The sequence below is a fragment of the Kribbella sp. CWNU-51 genome (assembly GCF_054073265.1).
Window position 1 is genome coordinate 411,247 of record NZ_JBSXMZ010000007.1, and the last position, 24,539, is coordinate 435,785.

At 67.5% G+C, this 24,539-nt stretch carries 21 protein-coding genes and 6 tRNA genes; 18 read left to right on the forward strand and 9 right to left on the reverse strand.

The features are described 5' to 3' along the window. Positions 1-284: 284 nt before the first annotated feature. The 3 genes from ACXC9Q_RS10315 (at position 285) to ACXC9Q_RS10325 (ending at position 4,129) form a co-directional block, all read left to right on the forward strand. On the forward strand, positions 285-1,094 hold the full coding sequence (locus ACXC9Q_RS10315; RefSeq protein ID WP_457056251.1) for a hypothetical protein: 810 nt from the start codon (positions 285-287) through the stop codon (positions 1,092-1,094). A gap of 67 nt (positions 1,095-1,161) precedes the next feature. Beyond that, positions 1,162-1,938: a hypothetical protein gene (locus tag ACXC9Q_RS10320; RefSeq protein WP_457056252.1), complete on the forward strand. Its 777-nt coding sequence runs from the start codon at positions 1,162-1,164 to the stop codon at positions 1,936-1,938. A 298-nt stretch (positions 1,939-2,236) separates the two neighbouring features. Next, positions 2,237-4,129, forward strand: coding sequence for a heparinase II/III domain-containing protein (locus tag ACXC9Q_RS10325; RefSeq protein WP_457056253.1), 1,893 nt, complete (start codon positions 2,237-2,239; stop codon positions 4,127-4,129). Positions 4,130-4,251: 122 nt separating this feature from the next. Here the strand turns inward: ACXC9Q_RS10325 and ACXC9Q_RS10330 are convergent, their stop codons facing one another. Both ACXC9Q_RS10330 and ACXC9Q_RS10335 read right to left on the reverse strand, forming a co-directional pair. Further along, on the reverse strand, positions 4,252-4,830 hold the full coding sequence (locus ACXC9Q_RS10330; RefSeq protein WP_457056254.1) for a mycothiol transferase: 579 nt from the start codon (positions 4,828-4,830) through the stop codon (positions 4,252-4,254). Positions 4,831-4,872: 42 nt separating this feature from the next. Further along, on the reverse strand, positions 4,873-5,109 hold the full coding sequence (locus ACXC9Q_RS10335; RefSeq protein WP_457056255.1) for a hypothetical protein: 237 nt from the start codon (positions 5,107-5,109) through the stop codon (positions 4,873-4,875). Positions 5,110-5,156: 47 nt separating this feature from the next. Between ACXC9Q_RS10335 and ACXC9Q_RS10340 the strand changes: the two genes are divergently transcribed. Together ACXC9Q_RS10340 and ACXC9Q_RS10345 are read left to right on the forward strand one after the other, a co-directional pair. Further along, on the forward strand, positions 5,157-5,756 hold the full coding sequence (locus ACXC9Q_RS10340) for a DNA-3-methyladenine glycosylase (protein WP_457056256.1): 600 nt from the start codon (positions 5,157-5,159) through the stop codon (positions 5,754-5,756). Between the two features lie 20 nt (positions 5,757-5,776). Beyond that, complete coding sequence (locus tag ACXC9Q_RS10345) at positions 5,777-6,610, forward strand: hypothetical protein (protein ID WP_457056257.1); 834 nt, start codon at positions 5,777-5,779, stop codon at positions 6,608-6,610. Here the strand turns inward: ACXC9Q_RS10345 and ACXC9Q_RS10350 are convergent. Both ACXC9Q_RS10350 and ACXC9Q_RS10355 read right to left on the reverse strand, forming a co-directional pair. After that, complete coding sequence (locus ACXC9Q_RS10350; protein ID WP_457056258.1) at positions 6,588-7,217, reverse strand: uridine kinase; 630 nt, start codon at positions 7,215-7,217, stop codon at positions 6,588-6,590. The two genes, ACXC9Q_RS10345 and ACXC9Q_RS10350, sit on opposite strands and share 23 nt — an antisense overlap. 71 nt (positions 7,218-7,288) lie before the next feature. Further along, positions 7,289-7,519, reverse strand: a complete 231-nt coding sequence (locus ACXC9Q_RS10355; protein WP_457056259.1) for a hypothetical protein — start codon at positions 7,517-7,519, stop codon at positions 7,289-7,291. A gap of 180 nt (positions 7,520-7,699) precedes the next feature. Between ACXC9Q_RS10355 and ACXC9Q_RS10360 the strand changes: the two genes are divergently transcribed. Further along, positions 7,700-8,506 (forward strand): alpha/beta hydrolase, encoded by an 807-nt coding sequence (locus ACXC9Q_RS10360; RefSeq protein WP_457056260.1) that lies wholly within the window; start codon positions 7,700-7,702, stop codon positions 8,504-8,506. A 64-nt stretch (positions 8,507-8,570) separates the two neighbouring features. Here the strand turns inward: ACXC9Q_RS10360 and ACXC9Q_RS10365 are convergent, their stop codons facing one another. Beyond that, a complete protein-coding gene (locus ACXC9Q_RS10365; RefSeq protein ID WP_457056261.1) occupies positions 8,571-9,005 on the reverse strand; it encodes a HEAT repeat domain-containing protein in 435 nt (144 codons plus the stop codon). A 152-nt stretch (positions 9,006-9,157) separates the two neighbouring features. After that, positions 9,158-9,889: a VOC family protein gene (locus tag ACXC9Q_RS10370; protein ID WP_457056262.1), complete on the reverse strand. Its 732-nt coding sequence runs from the start codon at positions 9,887-9,889 to the stop codon at positions 9,158-9,160. Positions 9,890-10,514: 625 nt separating this feature from the next. Here ACXC9Q_RS10370 and ACXC9Q_RS10375 point away from each other — a divergent pair. The 3 genes from ACXC9Q_RS10375 to ACXC9Q_RS10385 all read left to right on the forward strand — a co-directional run bounded on the left by ACXC9Q_RS10375 (position 10,515) and on the right by ACXC9Q_RS10385 (position 12,546). After that, positions 10,515-10,937, forward strand: coding sequence for an NUDIX domain-containing protein (locus ACXC9Q_RS10375; RefSeq protein WP_457056263.1), 423 nt, complete (start codon positions 10,515-10,517; stop codon positions 10,935-10,937). A 330-nt stretch (positions 10,938-11,267) separates the two neighbouring features. Then, on the forward strand, positions 11,268-12,026 hold the full coding sequence (locus ACXC9Q_RS10380; protein ID WP_457056264.1) for an MBL fold metallo-hydrolase: 759 nt from the start codon (positions 11,268-11,270) through the stop codon (positions 12,024-12,026). A 160-nt stretch (positions 12,027-12,186) separates the two neighbouring features. Beyond that, the gene (locus ACXC9Q_RS10385) at positions 12,187-12,546 is read left to right on the forward strand and encodes a YciI family protein (protein WP_457056265.1); all 360 of its coding nucleotides are present in this window, start codon (positions 12,187-12,189) and stop codon (positions 12,544-12,546) included. Positions 12,547-12,971: 425 nt separating this feature from the next. Here ACXC9Q_RS10385 and ACXC9Q_RS10390 read toward each other — a convergent pair whose 3' ends face one another. Further along, positions 12,972-13,112 carry a hypothetical protein gene (locus tag ACXC9Q_RS10390; protein ID WP_457056266.1) on the reverse strand — a complete coding sequence of 47 codons (141 nt, stop codon included), beginning with the start codon at positions 13,110-13,112 and terminating at the stop codon, positions 12,972-12,974. Positions 13,113-13,489: 377 nt separating this feature from the next. Between ACXC9Q_RS10390 and ACXC9Q_RS10395 the strand changes: the two genes are divergently transcribed. Beyond that, positions 13,490-17,254 (forward strand): PKD domain-containing protein, encoded by a 3,765-nt coding sequence (locus ACXC9Q_RS10395; protein ID WP_457056267.1) that lies wholly within the window; start codon positions 13,490-13,492, stop codon positions 17,252-17,254. Between the two features lie 261 nt (positions 17,255-17,515). On the opposite strand, the gene ACXC9Q_RS10400 is transcribed toward ACXC9Q_RS10395, so the two are convergent. Then, a tRNA-Thr gene (locus tag ACXC9Q_RS10400) sits at positions 17,516-17,591 on the reverse strand. Between the two features lie 1,222 nt (positions 17,592-18,813). On the opposite strand from ACXC9Q_RS10400, the gene ACXC9Q_RS10405 reads away from it, so the two are divergent. The 4 genes from ACXC9Q_RS10405 to ACXC9Q_RS10420 all read left to right on the forward strand — a co-directional run bounded on the left by ACXC9Q_RS10405 (position 18,814) and on the right by ACXC9Q_RS10420 (position 19,653). Next, positions 18,814-18,887: transfer RNA gene (locus ACXC9Q_RS10405), tRNA-Arg, on the forward strand. Between the two features lie 2 nt (positions 18,888-18,889). Continuing rightward, positions 18,890-18,963 (forward strand) — tRNA-His (locus tag ACXC9Q_RS10410). A 97-nt stretch (positions 18,964-19,060) separates the two neighbouring features. Next, a tRNA-Leu gene (locus ACXC9Q_RS10415) sits at positions 19,061-19,134 on the forward strand. 72 nt (positions 19,135-19,206) lie between these two features. After that, positions 19,207-19,653, forward strand: a complete 447-nt coding sequence (locus tag ACXC9Q_RS10420; protein WP_457056268.1) for an HNH endonuclease — start codon at positions 19,207-19,209, stop codon at positions 19,651-19,653. Positions 19,654-19,780: 127 nt separating this feature from the next. Here ACXC9Q_RS10420 and ACXC9Q_RS10425 read toward each other — a convergent pair whose 3' ends face one another. Continuing rightward, positions 19,781-20,458: an LAGLIDADG family homing endonuclease gene (locus ACXC9Q_RS10425; protein ID WP_457056269.1), complete on the reverse strand. Its 678-nt coding sequence runs from the start codon at positions 20,456-20,458 to the stop codon at positions 19,781-19,783. Positions 20,459-20,727: 269 nt separating this feature from the next. Between ACXC9Q_RS10425 and ACXC9Q_RS10430 the strand changes: the two genes are divergently transcribed. The 4 genes from ACXC9Q_RS10430 to ACXC9Q_RS10445 all read left to right on the forward strand — a co-directional run bounded on the left by ACXC9Q_RS10430 (position 20,728) and on the right by ACXC9Q_RS10445 (position 24,508). After that, positions 20,728-20,818, forward strand: a tRNA-Ser gene (locus ACXC9Q_RS10430). Positions 20,819-20,846: 28 nt separating this feature from the next. Then, complete coding sequence (locus tag ACXC9Q_RS10435) at positions 20,847-22,043, forward strand: RtcB family protein (protein ID WP_457056270.1); 1,197 nt, start codon at positions 20,847-20,849, stop codon at positions 22,041-22,043. Between the two features lie 221 nt (positions 22,044-22,264). Beyond that, a tRNA-Ser gene (locus ACXC9Q_RS10440) sits at positions 22,265-22,353 on the forward strand. Between the two features lie 205 nt (positions 22,354-22,558). Continuing rightward, positions 22,559-24,508: a heparinase II/III domain-containing protein gene (locus tag ACXC9Q_RS10445; protein WP_457056271.1), complete on the forward strand. Its 1,950-nt coding sequence runs from the start codon at positions 22,559-22,561 to the stop codon at positions 24,506-24,508. Positions 24,509-24,539: the final 31 nt, after the last annotated feature.

The following is a 24,539-nucleotide window of genomic DNA, read 5'->3' on the forward strand; positions in this document are numbered from 1 at the left end:
CCGACAGTTCGCGACCCCCAGCCGATCCTCAGGCCGGGCTCGAGGGCTGGTCGATTTCTGGCATGGGTGGAACCTATCCGGGGTTTCCGGACAATGACTAAGTGAGGGATGCGCGGCGGCTACTGTCCGGCGGGATGCGGGTACGGTCCGCGGTCGGTCAGGGTGTGACAACCATTCCGGGCCTGTCCGCATCTGATATATGGAGAAGGTTTGCAACGGATACCACGGTTCAGCGCGTTAAGAAGTTATGAGGATGAATGTCGAAACTGGGGGGAGTGGAGGGTATGCGGAGCAGACTCCATGAGTCCGTGATCGCTCCGGCCATGGCGATCGTCGTGACGCTGGCCGTGTTCACCGCGATCGGTGGCCTGCTGGTGCTGCTCGAGCCCCGCTCGCCGAGCGCCGCGGGCCCGGACACCGGCCTCATTGCGGCACCCCCCGGCCCCACCACGGTGCCACCGGGCCGCTACGGTTCGGGCACGCTCGGCCCGTGGCAGAACCTGCTCCGGCGGATCACACCCGACGACCAGATCCGGGACGTCCTGACGTTCAACGGGGTCTTCATGTTCGGCGACAGCATCGCCGTCCAGGACAGCCCGGCACTGGAACAACTGCTCGCGACGCGGACCGGCGACTCGATCGCCGTCCACGACTGGTCCGGTCAGCCGACGTCCGCGGCGGTCGACGCGCTGGCGGACTGGGCGCGCGACTACGGCCTGCCCAGCCGGATCGTGATGGCGCTCGGCACCAACGACATCTTCGACCCGCCGGCCTTCGGGGCGCAGGTGGAGCGGGCGATGGCGATCGCAGGTCCGAAGCGGACCGTGTACTGGGTGAACGTCGAGGTGAGCCGGTTCCGCCAGAGCGCCGACGTCCAGGCCGCCGACCGGGGCAACAGCGCGTGGATCAACCAGCAACTGGAGGAAGCCGCGGCGCGCCACCCCAACCTGAAGATCATCCACTGGTCCGAGTTCCTCAACTCGCAGCCGGCCGGACTGGGGAAGTATCTGCGCGACGGTGTCCACACCAGTGAGCCGGTCGGCCGGGCCGCGCGCAACGAGCTGATCGCCGACGCGCTGCAAGGCAGTCCCTGAGGATGGCAACCCCTGCGGGGCCTTCCGCGTTATCAGGATGGGTACGGCGTCACAGGGAGGTCCACGCATGCTCCGGCATCATGCGCTCGCCACCGCTCGGGGCGGGGCGACGTCCGCGGTCATCGTCGCGGTCCTGACCGCAACGCTGCTTGTGCTCATCCATCTCGAATCCCCCACTGCCCACGCGAAAGCCGCCGCGCCGGCCACGAGCACTGGTGGCTACGGGTCGGGCACGATCGGTTCCTGGCGGTCCAACGCCAAGGTGATCTCCAGTGGTGCGCACGTCCGCCACGTCGTCGCGACCGACGGGGTCCTGCTGTTCGGCGACAGCATCGCCGTACAGGATGGGGAGGCGCTCGGGCGACTCCTGGCTCAGCGGACAGGTGCGTCGTTCGCCGAGTACAGCTGGGCCGGTCAGCCGACCTCGGCAGCCGTCGACGCCATGGCTGCGTGGGCCCGCGCGTACGGGCTGCCGCATCGGATCGTGATGGCGGTCGGCTCGAACGACATCTTCGACCCGCCGGCGTTCGCCGCGCAGGTCGATCGGGCGCTGCGGATCGCGGGGCCGAGCCGGACCGTGTACTGGGTGAACGTCCAGGTGTCGCGGACCGACGAGCCAGCCTCTGTGCAAGTCGCCGATCAGCGCAACAGTGAGTGGGTCGATCTCCAGTTGATCCAGGCCCAGGAGCGCTACCGGAACCTGCGGATCGTGCATTGGGCCGAGTTCCTCGCGGCACGTCCCGAGCGGATGCGGACCGACCTGCGGGACGGCCGGCACACGACAGTCCCGGCCGGGCAGTCGGCCCGCAACGCCTTGATTCTGCAGGCGATCCAGCACCCCTGAACCGGAGTCGGCGATCCGCACAACCTTTCCCAGAGTCACGGCATCTAGACAGACAGAGGAAACAGTCTGACCTCGGGGGACCAATGGCGACGTACGTGGATGTGGAGTGACGGCACCATGATCGATGCCGGATGCAACCTTCTCCGGACCGCTTGACGTCTACCGAGTAACACCCGCCCACGCCGCGGAATCGAGGCGTGTCACGCAAACCACCTGACCGGAATCCAGGGACCCGCTCGGCTCGGATTCAGGTCTAGGCCAGAACAGGCATGCCCGGGGCATGCGGTGAGGACGAGCAATGCCCGCGAGACATCCCCGCAGAGCTGGAACGACGGTCCGGCTCGCCATCGCACTGGCGGCGAGCGTCGCCGTCCTGGCGACCGCGCTGATGATCCCGTGGGGCGGCTCGAAGCCGGAGGCCGCCCCGGACCCGACCGTTGTCCGAACGCACGAACCTCCGACCGCCCCGCCGACGCCGGCGAAGCGCACCACCTACACGTGCCCGGCGTACAGCGGGATCGACCACGCGAACCCGTTGGCCAACCTCTATCGCGACACGTTCACGTGGGGTACGACGGCGCCGTACCAGGTGGGCGACGGCAAGGGAAACATCAACTGGCGGGTGAACCCGGACAAGAACCCCAGCTGGTACATGTGGCTGCACTCGCTCCGCTGGCTGGGCCAGGGAATCGTTGCGGCCGGCAATGGCGATCGGCGTGCGCTGCAGCGGGTCAGCGCGATCGCGCGTGACTGGGTGATGGACAACCCGTACTCGTGGAAGTCGGACGTCGGCGCGTACGAGTCGACGATGCACCGGACCAATGTCCTGATTTGTTTGCGTCAGGCAACGTTGTCCGGGCTGCACGTGTCGCGGCTGCCGCTGGAGTACGCGTGGCTGGACAAGGCGCTGCTGGACCACGCGTGGTTCCTGCAGAAGAACTGGAGCGGTGACTGGAACCACGGCACCGACGAGAGCCTTGCCCTCTTCGGAGTTGGCTGCACGCTCGGGCGGAGCGATCTGAAGAAGGTCGCCGCGGATCGGTTGACCAGCGCGATCAAGACGTCGATCGACACCCAGGGCTCGACCAACGAGCAGTCGACGGCGTACGCCCAGTTCAACTACTCGCTCTGGGGCCGGGCGATCGACGTACTGGAGAAGTGCGGCGTCGACCCCGGTACGACGATCAAGGCACGCCGGCGCGAACTCGCGAAGTGGCTCGCGCTCGCCACCAACTCGCTCGGCAACCTGCACCAGATCGGCGACTCCGAGGTGGTCCGCACAGCGTCCGTCCCCGGGACGGTTCTCGAGTACGCCGGGACCCTCGGCGCGCAAGGGATCCGGCCGACCCAGCGGATCGGGATCTTCGACGCCGGGTACATCTTCGGCCGGACCGGGTGGGGTGAGACGCGGCCGTTCACCCAGGAATCGACGTACAGCATCAGGTTCGGGCCGGCGCGCAAGCTGCACGGGCACGAGGACCACACGTCGATCACCTACACCTCGCACGGCCGGGACATCCTGATCGACGGCGGGCATGCCGGCTACAAGATGGACGACTGGCGGAGCTGGGCGAAGAGCCAGTTCTCGCACAACGAGATGACGGTGCTGTCCACCGCCGCGGAGCACCCGGACACCAAGCTGACGCGGTCGTCGATCGCGCCGACGTCGGAGTTCTACGAGCTGCATGACTTGCTGGGCAAGGGGATCGACCGGACCCGGGGCGTGCTGGTACTGAAGGATCCGGACTTGATGGTCGTGCTGGACCGCGGGACGTCACCGTCGTCCCAGGACTACCAGACGTTGTGGCATCTGCCGGAGGACCAGATGGTGGTTGTCAACGGCAACTCTGCCGTGGCCGCGCGGCCGGGTGATCGGGTCAAGACGACGTTGCTGCAGATCCCGTTCCAGCAGCAGACCACGCCGATCCAGGTCGCAACCGGCAACACCGACCCGATCCAGGGCTGGCACTACACCACCATCGACAAGCGCCACCCAGCCCCGGTCGTGAAGTTCACCCGCTCCGGCCGCACCGCGTCGATCCTGTCCGTCGTCGTCCCGACCCGCAGCAAGGGGGCTGTCAGCTACACCACGTCCCAGCAGGGGTCTGGCGTACTCATCACCCTGAAGGTCGACGGCGTGAGCACCACCATTTCCGTAGCGGCTGACGGCACGCTCGCACGGGTCAAGTGAGTCCTTCGTACGGCGGCCCGGCGGGTGGTCGGCACCGGGCCGCCGTACGAGGTCAGGAGGTTTGATGCGGCGGACCGCCGTACTGGGTCACGCGGTTTGATCCCGGCGGGCCGTCGTACGGGTCAGGCAGTTTGGGGAGTGCGGGCGCCTACGGGGTGCCAGCCGGGGGGCGGGTCCTCGCCGACGCGGCCGTCGACGGCTTCGCGGAGGAGGTCGGCGTGGCCGGTGTGGCGCCCGTACTCCTCGACCAGGTCGAAAACGAGCCGGCGCAGGCTCGCGTGCCGCCCGTCCGGCCAGGAGATGTGCGCGGGCTGGTCGAGTCCGCCGTCGGCGATGGCCGCGCTCAGGCGCTCGCGGGAGCGGGCGACCGCGCCGTCCCACAGCGCGTAGAGCTCTTCAGGGCTGTTGTCGACCGCGGAGTTGAACTCCCAGTCGTTGTCGTCTCGCCACCCGTTGTCGTCCCAGTGCGGATCCATCGGTTCGCCGCGGAACTTCACGGTGAACATGTAGTCCTCGTTCGCCGCCAGATGCTTCAGCAGACCGCCGATCGTGATCGTCGACGCCCCGATCCGCACCTGCATCCCGGCCGCATCAAGCTCATCGACCTTCCAGCGGAACGTCGTACGCAACCGATCAAGCGCCCCCACCAGGTGCTCAGCCTCGGTACCAGCCAGCGGAGGTTCCCACCATGTCTCAGTCATACCGGCACCGTAAACCCCATTCCGGACACTCCCCTTCCGGAACTAGGAAGGCACCCAAACCTGCCCGACCACCCCGATGGGTCGGTGATGGATGCGCAGTGGTCCTCGCGTGCGGACGCCGTACGGCTGTTGCAGCACCACGACCCCGATCCCAACCGACCCGACAATCACCACCTCGCCGTACTTCCCCCACCGCTCCAGCAGCTCCAGCTCCCGAACAATCCCGTACGCCGCCCGCAGCCGCCCCTCCGCCCGAGCCGCCCGCTCATCAGCCGACACATCCACCTCCTCGCCAGGTGAGCGATCGTAGGCGCGATGATGGGTCTATGAGGTCGGCCGTTCGCCCGTTGTCCGCCAAGAAGGTAGCGCGCGACTTCTATCTGCGTCCGGCGGCGGACTGCGCGACCGACTTCCTGGGCAAGGTCCTCGTCCGCCAGACCTGCGCCGGCCGCGTCGCCGGTGTGATCCGCGACGTCGAGGCCTACCCGGCCTTCACCGACGCGGTCCACCACGGGAACAAGAAGACGCCACGGACCTCCGTGATGTGGGAGGCCGGCGGTGTCGCGTACGTGTACCTGATCTACGGCCAGTGGCATCAGTTCGCCGCCGTCGTGAACCAGGCCGACGTACCCGACTTGATCTTCATCCGCGGCGCGACACCGGTCGAGGGCGTCGAAGCCATGACCGCCGGGTGGGACAAGCCACGCGGCGCCGATCAGCTCGCCAACTCGCCCGGGAAGCTCTGCCGATCCTTCCAGATCACCAAGGACCTGTACGGCGCGGACCTCACCGGCGACGACCTGTTCCTGGAGGACTGGGGTGTCTCCGTCGATCCAACCCAAATTCAGACCAGCCGACGAGTCGGCATCGACGCACGGCATGACGGTCACGACACACCACTGAGGTACTACGTGCCTGGGACGTGACCCAGTGGTTGGGTGGCAGCGTGCCCGACGATGCTCACTTCACCGCCAGGCTCCCCACCAAACGGATGGCGGCCGACTGCTTGTTCACGGACCGAGCCGGCCGGCTGCTGGTGCTCGAGCCGCCGTACAAGCCGACCTGGGATCTTCCCGGCGGGATGGTCGAGCGGGACGAGTCGCCACTACTGGACGCCAACAGTTCGCACGCGTCGCGGCCGCTCTCACGTCCCGACGGGCGGCGACGTACCTGGAGAACGGCTCTCCCCCTCGCTCGGTCTGATCGGCAGAAAATCGTTTTGCACGCGCAGGTACCGGGCGACATCATCGGTCGGGTGCAAGCGCCACCTGCTCTCGTGCTCTCCGGCCCTCCGGGGGTCGGCAAGACGTCCGTCGGCTGGCGGGTGTTCGATCGCTGCACCGACCTCGGACTGGCGCCCGCGTTCGCGGACCTCGACTTTCTCGGAGCTGCCTGGCCGGCTCCGGACGACGACCCGCATCAGTCGCGGTTGAAGGCGGCCAACCTAGCGGCAGTGTGGTCGAACTCCCGCCAGACCGGCAGCCGCCGCCTCATCGTCGCAGGCGTCGTCGAGAACCTGAACGACCGCCGGCAACTCGAGACCGCGACGGGCGGGCCGGTGGTGATCTGCCGTCTCGACGCGCCGGACGCCGACCTCGCACAGCGCATCCACGGTCGCGCCCGCGAGAGCGGCGCCAGTCTGACCAAACTCGTTGCCCGCGCCGCCGAACTGTCCGCTCTACTGACCGTCGACGATGTCAGCGACTTCGCGATCAACACAGCCGCCCGCACCATCGCCGACATCGCCGACGACGTCCTCACCCACTGGCAGGCGGAGTGAACTTCTGTACGACGGGGTGCTGCGGGTCGGTGTTGTCGACAACGACGTGCGCGACGGCCGCCGGGTCGTGCAGCTGCTGATAACGCCGATACCCAGGGAGGAAGTTCGTCGTCAGTGCACGCAAGGCGGCCTCCTCACCCCCGAACCACTCACTGTCCCTGGCAACCCCGCGCCGCAGGATCTCGCCCTCGTCGGCGTGGAGGTAGATCCCCACCTCCCAACACGCCACCAGCGCGGGCTGAAGCACGAAGACCCCGTCGAACACCAGCACAGCATCAGACGCCGCGACCTGAGCCGGCGCAACCACCCGCAGGTCCGCACGATCATCGAACGTCATAGTGGTGTACTGACGATCCCCGACCGGCCCGAGAGGTAACAGCAAACCTTCCACGATGGCCTCGTTGTCGAACCAGTCATCGAAGTACCCACCCGGGAACGTCTCCCCCGGCCGCGGCCTGGCATCCCGCGGCCGCCGAAACCCATCGATCCCAGCTCTGATCACCGGCCGATGCCCCTGCAGCCGATCCGCCAACTCATCGGCAAGCGTGGTCTTCCCGGCCGCATCCGACCCATCAATCCCTAACCGGATCGGATGCCCCACCCTCATCCCGAGCACCATCGCGACGATCCGCGCGAGAAGGCTCTCCCTGCATCCCTCCGCTTCCGCGGAGTCAGCGGTCATTGCGGCTTGGAGTTTTGGGCCCACCGTTGGAAGAGGTCGACCTGCTCTTGGGGCCACGCGCCGTCGCAGGGCATGGTGCCATCTCGGAGACGCGCGAGGATCGCGTCGGCATACCGGCTGACGTCGTCGTACGACCAGAGGTCGAAGTGCCTCAGCATCGATTGGCGGTCGATTTCGCGGAACAAGGGCTTGATGTCCGCCTCAAAGCCAGTCGCATCGTTGGCCATGACTCCTCCTGGCGTCGAACGGCGACCAGAGCCACCCCGGCGTACCGCATTGCCTTAGTTAGCCCGCATCCGCACGTGAACGTCAACAGCGCGAGGACAGTTCTTGTCACATCTCGCCGAGCTGTTCGGTCGTAGAGGTGAAGCTCACCAGACCGACTACCGCCGGAAGGGCGGCCCCTCATGAAGACCATCGTTCTCGTCCACGGCTTCTGGGTGACCCCGCGCAGCTGGGAACACTGGATCGACCGCTACCAACAGGCCGGCTACCACGTCATCGCGCCCGCCTACCCGGGGTTCGAGGTGGAGGTCGAGGCACTCAACGCCGACCCGACGCCGATCGAGGCGTTGACGGCCCCGGCGATCATCTCGCACCTGGAGTCGGTGGTCGGCGCCCTCGACGAGCCGCCGATCATCATCGGCCACTCCGCGGGCGGTGCGTTCACGCAGGTCCTGCTGGACCACGGATTCGGTGTCGCGGGCGTGGCGATCAACTCCGCCCCGACCGAGGGCGTGCGCGTCATCCCGCTGTCCCAGCTCAAGGCGACGTTCCCGGTACTGAAGAACCCGGCGAACCGGCACAAGGCCGTCGGCCTGACGCCCGAGCAGTGGAAGTACACGTTCGCCAACACCTTCACCGAGGAAGAGTCCCTCGAGCTCTACCACCGGTACCACGTCCCGGCATCCGGACGGATCTTCTGGAACAGCGTGCTGGCGAACTTCGAGCCCGGCCCGCAGGACGTCCACGTCGACTACCACAACGACAACCGGCCCCCACTGCTGTTCGTCTCGGGCAGCGAGGACCACCTCATGCCGCCCAGCGTGCAGCGCTCCAACGCCAAGCACTACAAGTCCCCGAAGACCATCACCGAGATCAAGGAATACGAAGGCATGCCCCACCTGCTACCCGCCCAGAAGGGCTGGGAGCAGGTCGCCGACGACGCCCTGGCCTGGGCCGCAGACCGCGCCGGCTGGCCAACCCAAACCTGAAGGCCGCCGCACAACACACACCCCGCGCCGTCAGTGCGTCGAAGACCCGACGTCTCTGTACGGATCAATCGCCGCCGAGGGCTCGGCTTGTGCGAGAGGCTGCGGTGCGCACTCGGGCAGACGGGTCACTCCAGAGCTCATCGACTTCCTCGGACGCTGCCTGCAGACCATGGCGGGCAACCACCTTCAGAGCCATCTCCCGCACCCGCCACGCGTCATCGTGAAGCGCCTTCAAAACCGCTGGGCAGGCCGAGTCGTCCCAGGCGTACAACAGTCCCCGAGCGGCCCACACACGCAGCCAGTACGGCGGGCCGGACGGTTCGCCGGTACGGACCCAGTCCGCGGGGGGTCCGCCGAGTGCCAGGACCAGGTCGTCGTCTGCCGGCTTTCCGTTCAGCAGGTCGACGCAACCGGCGACGACCGACGCCACGCCGCGCCGACTGCATTCCTCTTGGACACTCTGCTGCGGCGTCTTGGCCCAATGAGACGACCTACCCACCTCACCAATCTACGGCGAAGTGACTGACCCGGCACGGCACATCAGTGCGAGTGGACCGCGGCTACTTGCCGAATTACTTGTAGGCAATGACGGCTAGGGCGCGTCGCAAGTCCGGGCTCGTGGCCGTAGTGAGCAGATGAAGAGGGTTTGGGTCAGCCTGGGGCGAGGAGGCAGAACTCGTTGCCTTCCGGGTCGGCGAGGACCGTCCACGGGACATCGCTCTGGCCTAGGTCGATGGCGGTGGCGCCGAGAGTCCGCAGTCTGGCCGCCTCTGCCTCCAGGTCGTCACCTGGGTACGGGCGGAGGTCGAGATGGACTCGGTTCCACACGGTCTTCACGTCGGGTGTGCGGAGGAACTGCAGATATGGGCCGACGCCCGTGGCGGAGCGCAGTACCGCGTTGTGGTCGGTCACCTTGTGCAGGGTCCAGTCCGTGGCCTTGCCCCAGAAGCGGGCCATGGCTCGCGGATCCGCGCAGTCGACCACTACCGTGGCGATCGGTCCGGTGTCTCGGTACAGCGAGTCCAGCACGCAGAACTCGTTGCCCTCTGGGTCGGCCATGACCGTCCATGGGACGTCGCCCTGGCCTACGTCGGCGGGTGTTGCGCCGAGATCCTCCAGGCGCGTGACCACCTCCGCCTGATGGGCCGCCGAGGTAGTAGCGAGGTCGACATGCACGCGGTTCTTCACCGTCTTGGGTTCCGGGGAGGCGATGAGGTCGAGGCAGACGGCGACGGGGTCGGGGTAGACGAAGCCCTCGGGTTCGAGGTTGGTCACGCCGGGTCCCTCGCTCGAGATTCCCCAGCCGAGCGCCTTCGCCCAGAAACCGCCCAGCACGGAATCGTCCTGAGCCTTCATGTTGATTTGAACAAGCCGCGTTGCCATGCCGACGATGCTAGTGGCAGCAGCACATCAAGATCAGCCGTACTGATCTCGGCATCCCATGGTGATCATCCACAGATCAACACTGCTGTGGAAGCGTAGGAGGACGGGCTCATCGGCTGAGCCGGACTGCGGCATGACCGCACGATGAGCGGTATGAGCGACCGTTTCGGATCAAATCCAGGGCTGGTCCGTATCGCCTGGCGCTACCGTCGCTGCATCTCCCAGGCAAGCTCGATGGCGGTCCGTATGGCAGTCGGCTCGGCTCGGTCGAGATACGCCTCGACTTTGTGATGAGCCTCGAATCGAGGTGGCACACCGAAGCTACTCGGGTAGGTGGCGAGTAGGGAGTCTCGTTTGCTCAGCGGTACCCGAATGAGCAGTGTGGTTGGGTCGAGAAGACGAGCGACGAGGCGGTCGTGGACGTACCACGCTGGATGCGCCACAGTGCCCTTACGCTTCACCTGCGGCAGAGACTCCGCGAGTACGCCAACCTCTTCGGGGGTCACGTTCGAACAGTACGTGGTCCCATTGGGCGGGTCGCCCCCCTGACACGGCATATGCGCTCTACCTCCGGCGCTGCGCTCGATCGACGGCATGAGAGTGCGTTCGCGTCTAGTGTGTCGCCATGGTCGCCCAGATTCCGATCTCAGTCGCCGTACTTGTGCGCGACGGTCTGGTGCTCCTGGTGCATCGCCATCCATCGCGTCGGTGGTATCCCGACTGCTGGGGCTTCTCCGCCGGCGGACATGTCGAGTCGGGCGAGTTGCCTCACCAGGCCGTACGTCGGGAATGCCTCGAAGAACTCGGTGTCCACGTTTACAACCCCCTGCCCATTCCTATGACGATCAGCGACCCCGCCCTTGACATGCACGGGTTCCTCGTCACGCGCTGGGAGGGGGAACCTGTCAACGCTGCACCCGAGGAGCACGACGATCTTCGTTGGTTCCGGCCCGGCGATCTCGCAGACTTGAAGATGGCCCACCCGGAGAGCCTGTCGAGCATCCTGAGCGCCGTCCAGGTCGCAACCGATCAGCCGCTACGGCGGTGAGGTCGAGGCCGGGCCCGGTGGGGGTCATCATGGTCAGACGGTTGTCATCGATGGTGTAGCTGGCCTCGGCCCTGAGGGTGGTCAGAATCGCAGTCTCTACCTCGGCAGTTCCCCTGCGCATGCGTGGTCGGTGGTGACGACGCCGGTGAAGGTCAGCTCTATTCTGGTGCGGCCGAGCTGGTTACTCCGCCCACGTTCGGCTCCTGTCCACATCGTGCCGCTCGGGTGCCGGCCGATCCATAAGAGGTTGGTCCGGCAGATGCGCAGACCCGGCGCACTCTCCTGCTCAGCGTGATTGTGCCGGGGTGGTGGTACTGACAGAGTCAGTGGATGCTGAATCAGGTGGCTGACGGCGTCTGGGTCCGTCAAAGCGAGTGGGTCTGGAGCAATGCCATCGTGGTGCGCGGGGAGGGTGGGTTGATCCTGGTCGATCCAGGCATCGACGGTTCCGATCTGAACGAGCTCGCCGATGACGTGGACCGGCTCGGCATTCCGGTGGTCGCCGGGTTCTCCACCCATCCCCACTGGGACCACCTGCTCTGGCATCCCCGGTTCGGTGACGTGCCGCGCTACGCCACTCCCGGCGGCGCCCAGGTTGCCAGTGAAGCCCGAGAGCGGGCACAGAAGATGGCAGCGGAGAGCGCGTCAGGCATCCCTCTCGAGCTGATCGGGCTCCTCATCCCGCTGCCCGCGGACGGCGGAGCCGTGCCTGGCGAGATCGTCGAGCATCAGGCGCACGCCATCGGTCACGCCGCGATCCTCCTCGCGGACCGTGGCGTCCTAATTGGTGGCGACATGCTCTCCGACGTCTTGATCCCGCTCCTCGACGCTCGCCGCCCCAATCAGGTGAGCGCCTACGAGACAGCACTCGACCGGCTGGATGAGGCTGCCAGGTACGTCGATGTCGTGGTGCCCGGCCACGGCACCGTTGCCGAGGGTCCCGAGGTGGCCGCCCGCCTGGCCGCCGATCGTGCCTACATCGACGCGCTGCGGCGAGGAGAGGAACCGGTCGACGCGCGTCTGGATCAAGACTGGCTCTCCGGCCCCCACCAGTCGAACCTGGAGCAGGCCCGACACGCATCCGGATGAACTTCGGCGTCATCGAACACGGGATACATGGCGCCTACGCGGAGGCCGTACGGCGGAGATCCCGTGAAAACTGTTGCCGAAAGCCTGTCGTATCCACCGGACGCCGTTCGTAGCGTAGGTGGAGGCGGACAGCGGGTCCGCTCGAGTCGAAGGAGCAGACATGCCCGAGTACCTCATCTACTTCAACCAACAGTGGGTGGGTGACCACACCGAGGAGTGGTTCGGCGGGCGCGGTCCACTCGCCAGGGCGGTCGTGGACGAGATGAAGGCTGCCGGCGTTTACGTCTTCGCCGGGGGGCTGGAGGAGGAGGACGGCCCGATCTACAGCGCCGACCCCACCAGTGGCGAGGTGTTGCTCACCGACGGACCATACGTCGAGACCAAGGAGTTTCTGGGTGGGTTCGCTCTGGTGAGCGTGGCCGATGACGAGACCGCCAAGATGTGGGCGGCCAAGGTCGCGGAGGCATGCGGTTGGCCACACGAAGTTCGCCGCTTCAAGCCGCAACGCCGGGCCAACTGACTCCATCGCCGTACTCGACCGCGCCCTCATCGTGGACCGACTGCCGGTCCACGATGAGATCGCGGAATACCCAGAACTCGATCGCACCTGGACGGTTCGATCGGCAGCCAATGCCTCGCCCGGATCCCGTCCGCGCTGGGACCGCGTTTAGCACGACCCCTAGCAACACAGGCCCTCTGATGGGATCGAGAGATGAAAGATCCCCAGGTCATGTGCCTCTGACCTGGGGTTTCGTGGTGCTCCGAGTGGAGCCGCCTGTCGGAATCGAACCGACGACCTTCTCATTACGAGTGCCGCGATGACCGTCCACAGAGCGTCAAGGTCGAAGGTGCAGAGCGGCAACGGAGCATAGATCGTCCTTCTCCGTCCATCTTCGTCCACGCCCTTGTTAGCGGGGCTGTTAGCAGCTGCTCCAAATCGCTGCCTTACGGCGGGAGCATCACCAGGCTGTTACTCGTGGCGGACTTGCCGTTCCCGAGTTGAGCGACACCGTGGATGCTGGCCGCGGCCCGGCCGGGCTCCCCGTAGTTCCAGGCCTTGAACAATGCAGGCGCTGGGAGAGTCACGTGCTTCGCCTCCCCTGGCTGCAAGGTCCAAGGGAGCCCTTCTTGAAGAGAGCGATCGCGATCGCGGTAGGTGGCTCCAGATGGGAATTGGACACTCACATCCAGGATCGACATCTGCAGGCGGCTGCTCGAGCTCCTGCGGATGCTCGAGCGCGCCCGGCGCCGTTCAGCGAAACCGGCACCGAGTCCCGCGATCTCCCCATTTCTCATCAATGAGTAATGGGGTTTTATCAATGAGTAACGGGGTTTTTCCGTAGCGTGATGAAGTCCATAACAAATGGTACGTGGTTGCATCTTTTCGCTTCTTTTTCGGTTGACAGAGAGCGACTTGGGCTACGGTTTGCCGCAAGCAGAGAGTCACAATCCGGGGGGCCGGCATGCCGAAACGTTTCGCGACCGCATTTTTCGTTCTCACCACTGCGGTCGTGATGGTGCTAGGCCTCACCGCCTCGCCCGCGCGGGCAGCCGAGGGTGATCCTGCGTCCTCCGTTGTGGCGACGTGGTCCTGCACCAGCAGCCCGTGCCCGTGGGGCCCGTCGGACACCAGCAACACGGCGGTCTGGCCGGCCGCGGCCGAGCCGGTCCGGGCCCGCTACGGCTATACCGTCTCCCACGACGTGTACGCCCCGGCGCCCAAGGTGGCGGGCTGGAAGATCACCGTCACGTCCGGCAGCGCGACTGTTTACGCGGGTCCGGCCGATGACTCGCACTCGTCGCTGGCCGCGCTGTCGACCGGCGACAGCTACACCGTGCCCAGCACGCTGAGCGCCAGCAGCATCGTGAGCGTGCAGGACGGTGGGTCGTTCGAGTACACGATCACCCCCGGCGCCCCGACCGACCCGCCGCCGGCTGCCGGTGACGGCTCGGTGCTGGCCACCTGGAACTGCACCAGCAGCCCCTGCCCGTCGGGCCAGAGCTACACCAGCAACGCGGGCGTCTGGCCGGCCGCGGCCGAGCCGGTCCGGGCACGTTACGGCTACACCGTCTCCGCCGACGTCTACGCGCCGGTGTCCAAGGTGGCCGGCTGGAAGATCACCGTCGTCTCCGGCAGCGCCACGGTGTACGCGGGCCCGGCCAACGACTCGCACTCGGCGCTGGCCACGCTGTCGGCCGGCGAGAGCTACACCGTGTCCAGCACGCTCAGCAACAGCAGCATCGTGAGCGTGCAGAACGATGGCGCGTTCCGGGTCACCTTCACGCCGGGCGATCCGACCACGCCGCCGGCGTCCGGCTACGGTTCGGTGCTGGCCACCTGGAACTGCACCGGCACGCCCTGCCCATCGGGTACGAGCTACACCAGCGACGCGGCGGTCTGGCCCGCGGCGGCCGAGCCCACCCGGGCCCGCTACGGCTACACGGTCTCCCACGACGTGTACGCCCCGGCGGCGAAGGTGGCCGGCTGGAAGATCACCGTCACCTCCGGCAGCGCCGCCGTGTACGCGGGCCCGGTCGGGGACTCGCACTCGTCGCTGGCCGCGCTGTCGGCCGGCGAGAGCTACACCGTGTCGAGCACCCTGAGCAGCAGCAGCATCGTCAGCGTGCAGGGCGGCTCCGCGTTCGAGTACACGTTCACCCCGGGTGGGCCGGTCACGCCCCCGCCGGCCGGCGACGGCGAGTCGGCCCGGGTGACCTGGACCTGCACCAGCAGCCCGTGCCCGTGGGGTCCATCGGACAGCGGGTACGCCGCCGTCTGGCCGGCCGAGACCAACCCCAGCCGGGCCCGCTACGGCTACACCGCCTCGCACGACGTCTACGCGCCGGCCCCGCAGGTGGCGAACTGGAAGATCACCGTCACCTCGGGCAGCGCTACCGTGTTCTCCGGCCCGGTCGGGGACTCGCACGCGTCGCTGGCCAACCTGTCGGCCGGCCAGAGCTACACCGTGCCGACCACTCTGAGCGGCAGCAGCATCGTCAGCGTGCAGAGCGGTTCGCCGTTCGAGTACGCCTTCGTGCCCGGCCCGCCGGTCCCGCCGACGCCGCTCGCCTGTACCGACCCCACCACCTGCGACCCGGTCTCCTGGGTCAACGCCCGCTGGCGCTACGCCGGCACCGGCGAGAACCCCGGTGACTGGTACGGCGGCGTGATCACCTGGCCGGTCGGCACGGCCTACCACGACAACGGCCGCTCCGGCGACAACGCGCGCACCGTCTACTCGGATTCGGGCGTTCCGCTCTACCCGTACATGGGTGCCTGGGCCGACGGGTGCACCGTCCGCGTGGTCACCGGCCGGGTCCTGATCATCGAGTGGGAGCGCGGTACGGACGAGTGGCGGGAGACCCGCGTGAACGCCGGCCAGGCGTACACCATCTCGCTCAGCGGCTCCGAGGACGGCGCCATGATCGAGACGGACAACGACGTCCAGCCCTTCACGCTCTCGGTGAGCAACTGCACCCCGCGGCCGCTCTCGGAGTCGAACAACCGCCTCCCGGTGGCGAACGCCGGTGCGCCGCAGTCGGTCGTGGCTGGTACGACCGTGACCCTGGACGGGTCCGGCACCGACGCCGACGGCGACGACCTCACCTACGCGTGGACCCAGACCGGTGGACCGGCGGTGACGCTGTCCAGTACGACGGCGGCGAAGCCGACCTTCACCGCCCCGTCCTCGGCGTCCACGCTGACCTTCAGCCTGGTCGTGCGGGACGGCAAGGCGGACAGCGCGGTGTCGACCACCACGGTGACCACCACCCCGGTCAACCAGGTGCCGGTGGCGAACGCCGGTACGGCGCAGACAGTCAACACGGGTACCACGGTGACGCTGGACGGCTCCGGCAGCCGCGACGCCGACAACGACCCGCTCACCTACACCTGGACCCAGACCGGTGGACCGGCGGTGACGCTGTCCAGTACGACGGCGGCGAAGCCGACCTTCACCGCCCCGGCCACACCGGCCACGCTGACCTTCAGCCTGGTCGTGCGCGACGGCAAGGCGGACAGCGCGGCGGCGACCACCACGGTGACCACCACCCCGGTCAACCAGGTGCCGGTGGCGAACGCCGGTACGGCGCAGACGGTCAACACGGGTACCACGGTGACGCTGGACGGCTCCGGCAGCCGCGACGCCGACAACGACCCGCTCACCTACACCTGGACCCAGACCGGTGGGCCGGCGGTGACGCTGTCCAGCCGGACGGTGCAGAAGCCGACCTTCACCGCCCCGGCCACACCGGCCACGCTGACCTTCAGCCTGGTCGTGCGGGACGGCAAGGTGGACAGCGCGGCGGCGACCACCACGGTGACCGTCACCGCTCCGAACCTGGCCCGGGGCAAGACCGCCACCCAGTCGAGCACCAGCGGTACCGCGGTGGCGGCCCGGGCGGTGGACGGCAACACCAACGGCGTCTTCGCGAGCGGCTCGGTGACCCAGACCAACACCTCCACCCAGCCGTGGTGGCAGGTCGACCTCGGTTCCGCGGCGGCCGTCTCGACGGTCACGGTGTGGAGCCGGACCGACTCGAACCGGATGGGCAGCGGCTCGGTGTTCATCTCCTCGACCGACATGACCGGCCGGTCGATGTCCTCGCTGCAGGCCGACGACTCGGTGAAGGAGATGTCGTTCTCGGCGTTCTCGTCCACCACCAACAGCCTGACCCTGAACGCGGGCAACGCCACCGGCCGGTACGTGCGGGTGCAGCTGTCGAGCATCTTCACCACCCTGAACCTGGCCGAGGTGCAGGTCGGCGGCACCACCGGCGCCGTGAACCTGTCCACCAACCGGCCGGCCACGCAGTCGTCGACCGACGTCGGCACCGCCGCCCGGGCCGTGGACGGGAACACCAACGGCGTCTTCGCCGCCGGGTCGGTGAGCCGGACGGCGTCCAGCTCGCAGCCGTGGTGGCAGGTCGACCTGCTGACCAATTCCCGGGTCGGCAACGTCACGGTGCACAACCGGACCGACGCCTCGGCCAACAAGCTGAACAACGCGGTGGTGTTCCTCTCCACCGCCAGCATGTCGGGCCGGACCTACGCCCAGCTGATGGCCGACTCCACGGTGACCAAGCTGAACCTCGGGGCGACGCCGGGGGCGGTCACCAGTCTGCCGACCAACACCGTGGCCCGCTACGTCAAGGTGCAGTCGCCGGCCACCAGCGCCGGTGTGATCAGCCTGGCCGAGGTCACGGTGACGGGCACCCAGCCCAACTGACGCACGACCAGGGATCCGTCTCCCATGCCGCCGGGGTGGCCGGCATCTTCGCCGCTGCGGCTGCCAGGTCGGAGCCTGCTAACACCGAGGAGGCTGAGAACGAGGAGGGTGACGATGACGAGGGGCCGGCGGCGTCGCCCCTGGTGCCCAGTTAGCAAAGGTGTTAGCAAACCGGCCGCATGAGACGCACCACGAGGCAGCCGAGACATACGGAACCCCAGGTCATGTGTTGTCTGACCTGGGGTTTCTTGGTGCTCGCTGTGGAGCCGCCTGTCGGAATCGAACCGACGACCTTCTCATTACGAGTGAGACGCTCTGCCGACTGAGCTAAGGCGGCGGGTGGCGCGGACGCCGAGGCAAGAGTGTAGCGGGAGGGTGGGGGTGATTCCGAATCGGATACCCCGCCCGGCCGGATCTGTCGGGATCGTAGCTGAGTGGTGGCGGTCCGTGGAGGGGCGTGGGAGCCGGGGTGGCGGGCGGAATCGGAGCGGTGGGGGGCGGAGTGGGGCGCAGAGCTTGAGGGTGCCCGGGAGCCGGGTGAGGCGCAGAGCCTGAGGGGCCGGCAGGTCGGAGTGGGCGCGGAATTGACGGCCCGGGCGTTCGGGGTGTGTGGGAGCCTGAGGGGCGGCGTACGTCGGAGAGGGCAGTTAATAGGTTCGGGAACAATTGAAGCGGGAAATGCGTTGACTTGGATGTGTGGGATGGGTGAGACTAATTCCCGCAGGGACTACGACATCGAGGAGACATCGTGTACGGCACGCGGAACCCGAGAAAGGCATGGCGGCCTGGCCCCATGGTTTTGTCGGCATGCCTGCGATCTGTGTGCGAAGACGCCTTCTACCACCAGCTCGACAGCGAGCTGAGCCCGCTTGCGGGCGGCCCACCTGGGTGATCTCCGAGCGGGAGATTCTCCCAGGAGCCGTCTGAGCCGGGTGTCCGGCAGCAGGCGGCTCCTTTTTCTTTGCCCGTTTCACCCCACGTCGGTGCGCAATGGTTGCGGACCGGATTCCAAACCCGTGTCACGAGGGTTCGATTCCTTCCACCGATGCTTTTCGGTATTCACGAATACCGGCCCGAACAATTGACAACTGGACATTCATCGCATTTTCTCCCGGGCCGCGGACCGGTCCAGGAGACCTTCCCTGCGGCGCCGCCCGTGCGCCGGGGAAGACGCCCGGGCGCGACCCGGGCAACCGTCCCCGGGGCCGCAACGCCCTGGGGACGTCACCAGCTGTCAGCCAGCGGCAGGCTGTGTCGTCTGGCCCCCTGCAGTCGCGAGCAGGTGCTCGGTGCGGTGCATCGGCGTGCTGGAGCGAAGGTCTCGATGCGGAGCATCGTGGCCTTTGCGCCAGTGCGGCGAGGTGCCGTGCTGAGTGCCGCGCAGCACGCAGGGGGCCAGACGACACAGCCTTGGGCCACCTCATTTGGGATGAGGACGTCGGGGGTTCGAGTCCCTCCAGCTGGACCAGGCGCCCGCAGGATGCTTGCTACCGGCCGAGCGGGCGCCACAGACGTGCCCTGCGACGGAACTCCGCACGACATCCGGCGCAGGGCACTGGACGCCCGTGGCTCAATCGGAGAGAGCGCCTGCATACGAAGCAGGAGGGTGCAGGTTCGAGTCCTGCCGGGCGTGCTGTGTCCGAAGCGGAAGCGGGCGATGCGCCGGGACGTGACCCCGGAGGAAGCGGGTTCGAGCCCCGCCGGACACCCCCACCACGACGATCGCTCCGTACGACGGAGTGCGTCGTACCCGCTCCGTACGACGGCCGGCCCGGGCGGGCGCCGTACGTCACAAACGCAGTACCTGCGGCTCTGGCCCAACTGGGAGAGGCGCCTGGCTTAGGACCAGGAGGTTCAGGGTTCGAATCCCTGGGGCCGCACCGACTGACCGACACCGAGATCACCGACCTGAAGGCGCGCGGTCGGGCACACTGGAGGGGAGGAGGAACCACATGAGCGGTGTGATCGTGCTGAACGCCTCGTACGAGCAGCTCCATGTCGTGTCGATCCCGCACGCCATCCGCATGCTCGTCCGGGAGGTCGCCGTCGTCGAGGAAGCGCACGACGGCGCCAGCATCGGACCGTTCCCTCTTCCTCGAGTGCTGCGCCTGGTCCGGTACGTGGTGACGAAGTGGCGGTACGCGTCGGGACGGCTGCAGTACACGCGAGTCGGCGTACTGAAGCGGGACAAGTACATCTGCGCGTACTGCGGCAAGCCGGGCGCGACCACCATGGACCACGTGGTCCCGCGCTCACGTGGCGGACGCGGCGAGTGGCTGAACGCCGTCGCCGCCCACGCAGCGTGCAACGAGAAGAAGGGCTCGCGTACGCCGGAAAAGGCCGGGATGCCGCTGTTGTGGCAGCCATGGATCCCTTCCCGTGCCGAGTTGGCGCTCTGACGCGACACCCATCCGGCGTCGCGGCGGAGTGCGATGCCAGGTGGGCGACGGTGACCCACCCTCGGTTCTGACCCGAGGCCCCGCAGGTTCGACCCCTGCCCTGGCAGCTGTACGCCGTACTCATCGTTCAAGCGGGCCATCGGGCGTGGGTGAGTGGGTGGTCTTGGACCACTCGTAGATGGCCCAGGCCCCGCCTGGCGCGACGCTGCAGCAACCAAGGCAGGATCTGCGGCAGGACACGCCGGAGGTTGTCGCGACCACGAACCGCCAGGATCGTCGTAGGCTTCCAGTTCCACTTCCGGGCCGCCTGGCGGTACAGATCGCCGCCAGTCAAGTCGTGGACACGCTCGACGATGTCCGCGTCCGTGGACTCGAGGTTGATCCGGCCACCGTGCCGCCTCGTCAAGCTGAAGCAGCCCTCGCCTTCGAGCACACCCGCGACCCAGGCTGCGGCGGGACCCGCCAGGTCCGTCGGAGGTGGAGCAACCGCCGCCCAGGACACCTGCTTGAGTGTCTTGCAACACGCCATCTGCTCTCTCCGACGGAGACCCATCAGCGGCCACAACAACAGGGCGAGTGGCTCGAGGTGTTCTCGCCGTTTGACCTGCCACCCATAGGCCTGCTTGTGATGCGGTTGTCTGCTGGAAACCGCGCGGACGGATCCAACGCCGGTGATCCGCTCGATTCTCTCGAGTACGTCGAGGTCGGTCATCACGACGCGAAGCGTGGACGAGGAGCCCGAGTTGGTGAAGGTGCCTTCGCCCTCGACCACTCCCGCGAGCCACGCGAGGGCGGATGCAGACATCTGTCGGAGAGGCGGCTGCGGGCCACCGTTGGCGCAGGAGCGGCAGCGGGTCGCGCCGCGGGACTTCCGACCGCCGCAGTCGGGACATGGTGGGAGGTTGAGGACCAGCTCATGGCATCGAGGACAGACCCGGCCAGACCAGCTCGTCACGAACACGGTTTGGCACAACCGGCAGATACGCGGTTCCGGGGCGGACAGTCGAGGACTCATGGTCGACTTCTACCCTGCGCAACCGACAGTTCCCATGAGCCCAGACCTCTGCAAAACAAGGCGGAATAAGCCGAGCTTCGGCCTAACGGCAGCCGTTTCGAAAACGGTCAGCCCTCAGCGGGCGTGCAGGTTCGAGACCTGCTTCCGCCGCATGTCAACCATCGAGGAGAGTGGGGAGATGAACGTGGAGTTTCCGGTGGAGCTGAGTGGGGCCAAGAGCTCTACGCTCATGTGGGCGGTCGAGCACGAGGTCGGGGCTCAGGCGCTGCAGCAGCTGCGGAACATCGCGGCGCTGCCGTGGGTGCACGGGGTCCGGGTGATGCCGGACGTGCACCTCGGCAAGGGTGCGACCGTGGGATCCGTGATCGCCATGAAGCAGGCGGTGTCGCCGGCCGCGGTCGGGGTCGACATCGGGTGCGGGATGGAAGGCGTCCTGACGTCGCTGACGGCCACGGACCTGCCGGACGACCTGGCCGCGATCCGGTCGCGGATCGAGGCCGCCGTATCGGTCGGTTTCCGGGCACACGTGGACCCGGTCGGGGTCCGCCGGGTCGGGCTCGACCCGCGGCCGTGGGATCGGCTGTGGGGTGGGTTCACCAGCTTGCACGACGGGGTGCAGGACCGGGAGCGGAAGGCCAAGCAGCAGATGGGTTCGCTTGGTGGTGGCAACCACTTCATCGAGGTCTGCCTCGACGACGAGGACCGGGTCTGGCTGATGCTGCACTCGGGCAGCCGCAACATCGGCAAGGAACTCGCCGAGCGGCACATGCGCATCGCCCGGGACCTGCCGCACAACGCGGATCTGCCCGACCGTGATCTCGCGGTATTCCTGTCCGGTACGCCGCAGATGGACGCGTACCGGCGGGATCTCACGTGGGCGCAGGAGTACGCGTCGCGGAATCGCGCGGTGATGCTGGCGCTGGTGATGCAGGCGGTGCGGGAGTCGTTCCCGCAGGAGGTGCGGTTCGAGCAGCCGATCTCATGCCACCACAACTACGTGGCCGAGGAGCACATCGACGGACTCGACCTGCTCGTCACCCGCAAGGGCGCGATCCGAGCCGGGTTCGGGGACCTCGGGCTGATCCCGGGGTCGATGGGCACCGGGTCGTACGTCGTCCGCGGGCTGGGCTCGCAGCGGTCCTTCTACTCGGCCTCACACGGGGCAGGCCGGCGGATGAGCCGCAACGAGGCGAAGCGCCGGTACACGGTCGACGACCTGGTTGCGCAGACCGCGGGCGTCGAGTCCCGCAAGGACGCCGGGGTGATCGACGAGATTCCCGCGGCCTACAAGGACATCGAGTCGGTCATCGCAGCCCAGTCCGACCTGGTCGAGGTCGTCGCCCACCTCAAGCAGCTCATCTGCGTCAAGGGCTGAACGGGCTGTGAGTGTCCGGCGTGCGCCTGCCCGTCGTGCGCCTCTTCCTATGCACTAAGCGTACAAGTGCGAGGACTACTGGCCTGGAAGTTATCCACAGTGAGCGCCGCCCGCCGTCGTCAGGGGAGACGGCGGGCGGCGGTTGGTGAGGTCCGCCTGTAGGCAGGGGCAGCTCAGTGAGCGCCGCCCGCCGTCGTCAGGGGAGACGGCGGGCGGCGGTTGGTGAGGTCCGCCTGTAGGCAGGGGCAGCGGTTTGCTAAACCGTCGGCCGGGGTCACCCGGCCCGCGAGTTCGAATCTCGCTCTCACCGCTGACACCGAGAGCTCTCCCAGCTGATACCGAGAGCCCTCACCGCTGATACCGGAGCTGTCACCGCCGATACCGAGAGGTAGGGCGTGGGCACGCTCCGAGGTTGTCGGGGCTGCCCGCAACTTTTCCTGCCGACTGACCATCGTGGCGGGTGACGGGGTTGTCACCGCCGCCTGGGGGCCGCGGATTAGTGGTGGGGAACGTACATGGTTCGATGGATTCTGGTGCTTGGGCTGCTGGTCGCGGGCGCGGCTGGTACCGGCGGGACAGCCGCCGCGGGACCGGCGGCGGGGCCGGGGATCGCGGTCGCGGCGGATCTGCCGGAGCCGCCGGGGGCGCAGTTCGTGCCGGGGGCAACAAATGTGATCGCGGCGACTGCCGCGCCGGCGAAGGACATCACGACGCGGCGCGACGCCAAGACGACGGCGGGGGCGGCAGCTGCCGGCACGTACACGTGTCCCGGGTTCAGCACCGTCGACGATGCGACACCGTTGTCGTCCGTCCTGCAGGACGTCTATATCTGGGGCGGGTTCAAGCCGTACAAGGTCGGCAACGGCAGCGGCAACATCAACTGGAAACTCAACCCCTACAACAATCCCAGCTGGTACATGTGGTTCCACTCACTTCGCTGGCTGGGGCAGGGAATCACCGCGGCCGCCCAGGGTGACACGAACGCCCTGGCGCATGTGACGACGATCGTGCACGACTGGGTGCTCGACAATCCGTACTCCTGGAAGGCGGACGTCGGCGCCTGGGAGTCGACGATGCACCGCACCAACGTGCTCATCTGCACCCGGCAAGCGGTCCTGGCCGGCTTGAACGTCACGACGCTCCCGGCGCAGTATTCCTGGCTCGACAGCGCCCTGCTCGACCACGCCACGTTCCTGGTCAACAACTGGAGCGGTGCGTGGAATCACGGCACCGACGAGAGCATCGCTCTCTTCGGCGTCGGCTGCACACTCGGTCGCGCGGACTACAAGACGCTCGCCCAGAACCGTCTCGCTGCCGCCATCACCACCTCGATCGACGCGCAAGGTTCGACCAACGAGCAGTCGACCGCGTACGCACAGTTCAACTACTCCCTCTGGGGCCGTGCGGTCGACGTACTGCGGGCGTGCGGCGCCGACCCCGGTACGACGATCACCACGCGGCGCGCCCTGATGGCGGACTGGCTTGCCCTGGCGACGAACTCATTGGGCAATCTCCACCAGATTGGCGACTCCGAGGTCGTGCGTACGACGCCCATCGCCGGGACTCCACTCGAGTATGCCGGGTCCCAGGGCGCATCCGGGATCGCACCCACCCAGCGAGTCGGGGTGTACTCCGCGGGCTACGTCTTCGGCCGCTCCGGTTGGGGTACGAACGCTACGTTCGCCGACCAGTCGTCGTACAGCATCAGGTACGGGCCGGCGCGACAGCTGCACGGGCACAGCGACCACACGTCGCTCACGTACACCGCTCGCGGCCGCGACATCGTGATCGACGGCGGACACGCCGGCTACCAGAACGACGTCTGGCGGACGTGGGCGAAGAGTCCGTTCGCGCAGAGCTCGATGACGACGCCGCTGTCGGCTGACCTGCTCCCGGCCACCAAGCTGACGCGGTACGCGCTGAACCCGACGTCGGACTTCTACGAGCTCTCAGACGTCCCCGGGACCGGGATCAGTCGCGTCCGGGCCACGCTGGTGCTCAGGAGTCCGGATCTGGTCGTCACGCTCGACCGCGCGTCGGCCAAGAAGGCGCAACAGTTCCAGACACTGTGGCATCTGCCGTCGGATCAGAAGGCGTCGGTGTACTCGCGGACGACCGCACTGGCGATGCGGCCGGGCGACAACACCCGGACGATCCTGTTCCAGGTGCCGTACCGGCAGCCGCTGCCGCCCGGGGCGATCCTGCTCAAGCAGGCGCAGACGAACCCGATCCAGGGCTGGACCTATCCGAACATCACCACGCGGCTGGCAGCGCCCACTCTGATGTTCGCGCGGTCCGGGACGACGGCGTCGATCCTGTCGTTCATCGCCCCGGTGCCGGCGACCGGTTCGGTCACGTATCGCACCCGCTGGTCCGGTACGACGTACGTCGTCGACCTGACCGTCGCCGGCGTACAGACCTCGATCGGCATCACCGCCGGCGGTTCCCTGGTCCGCCTGGCCTGAACCGTCGGCCCGGTCACCCGCTGGATACGTG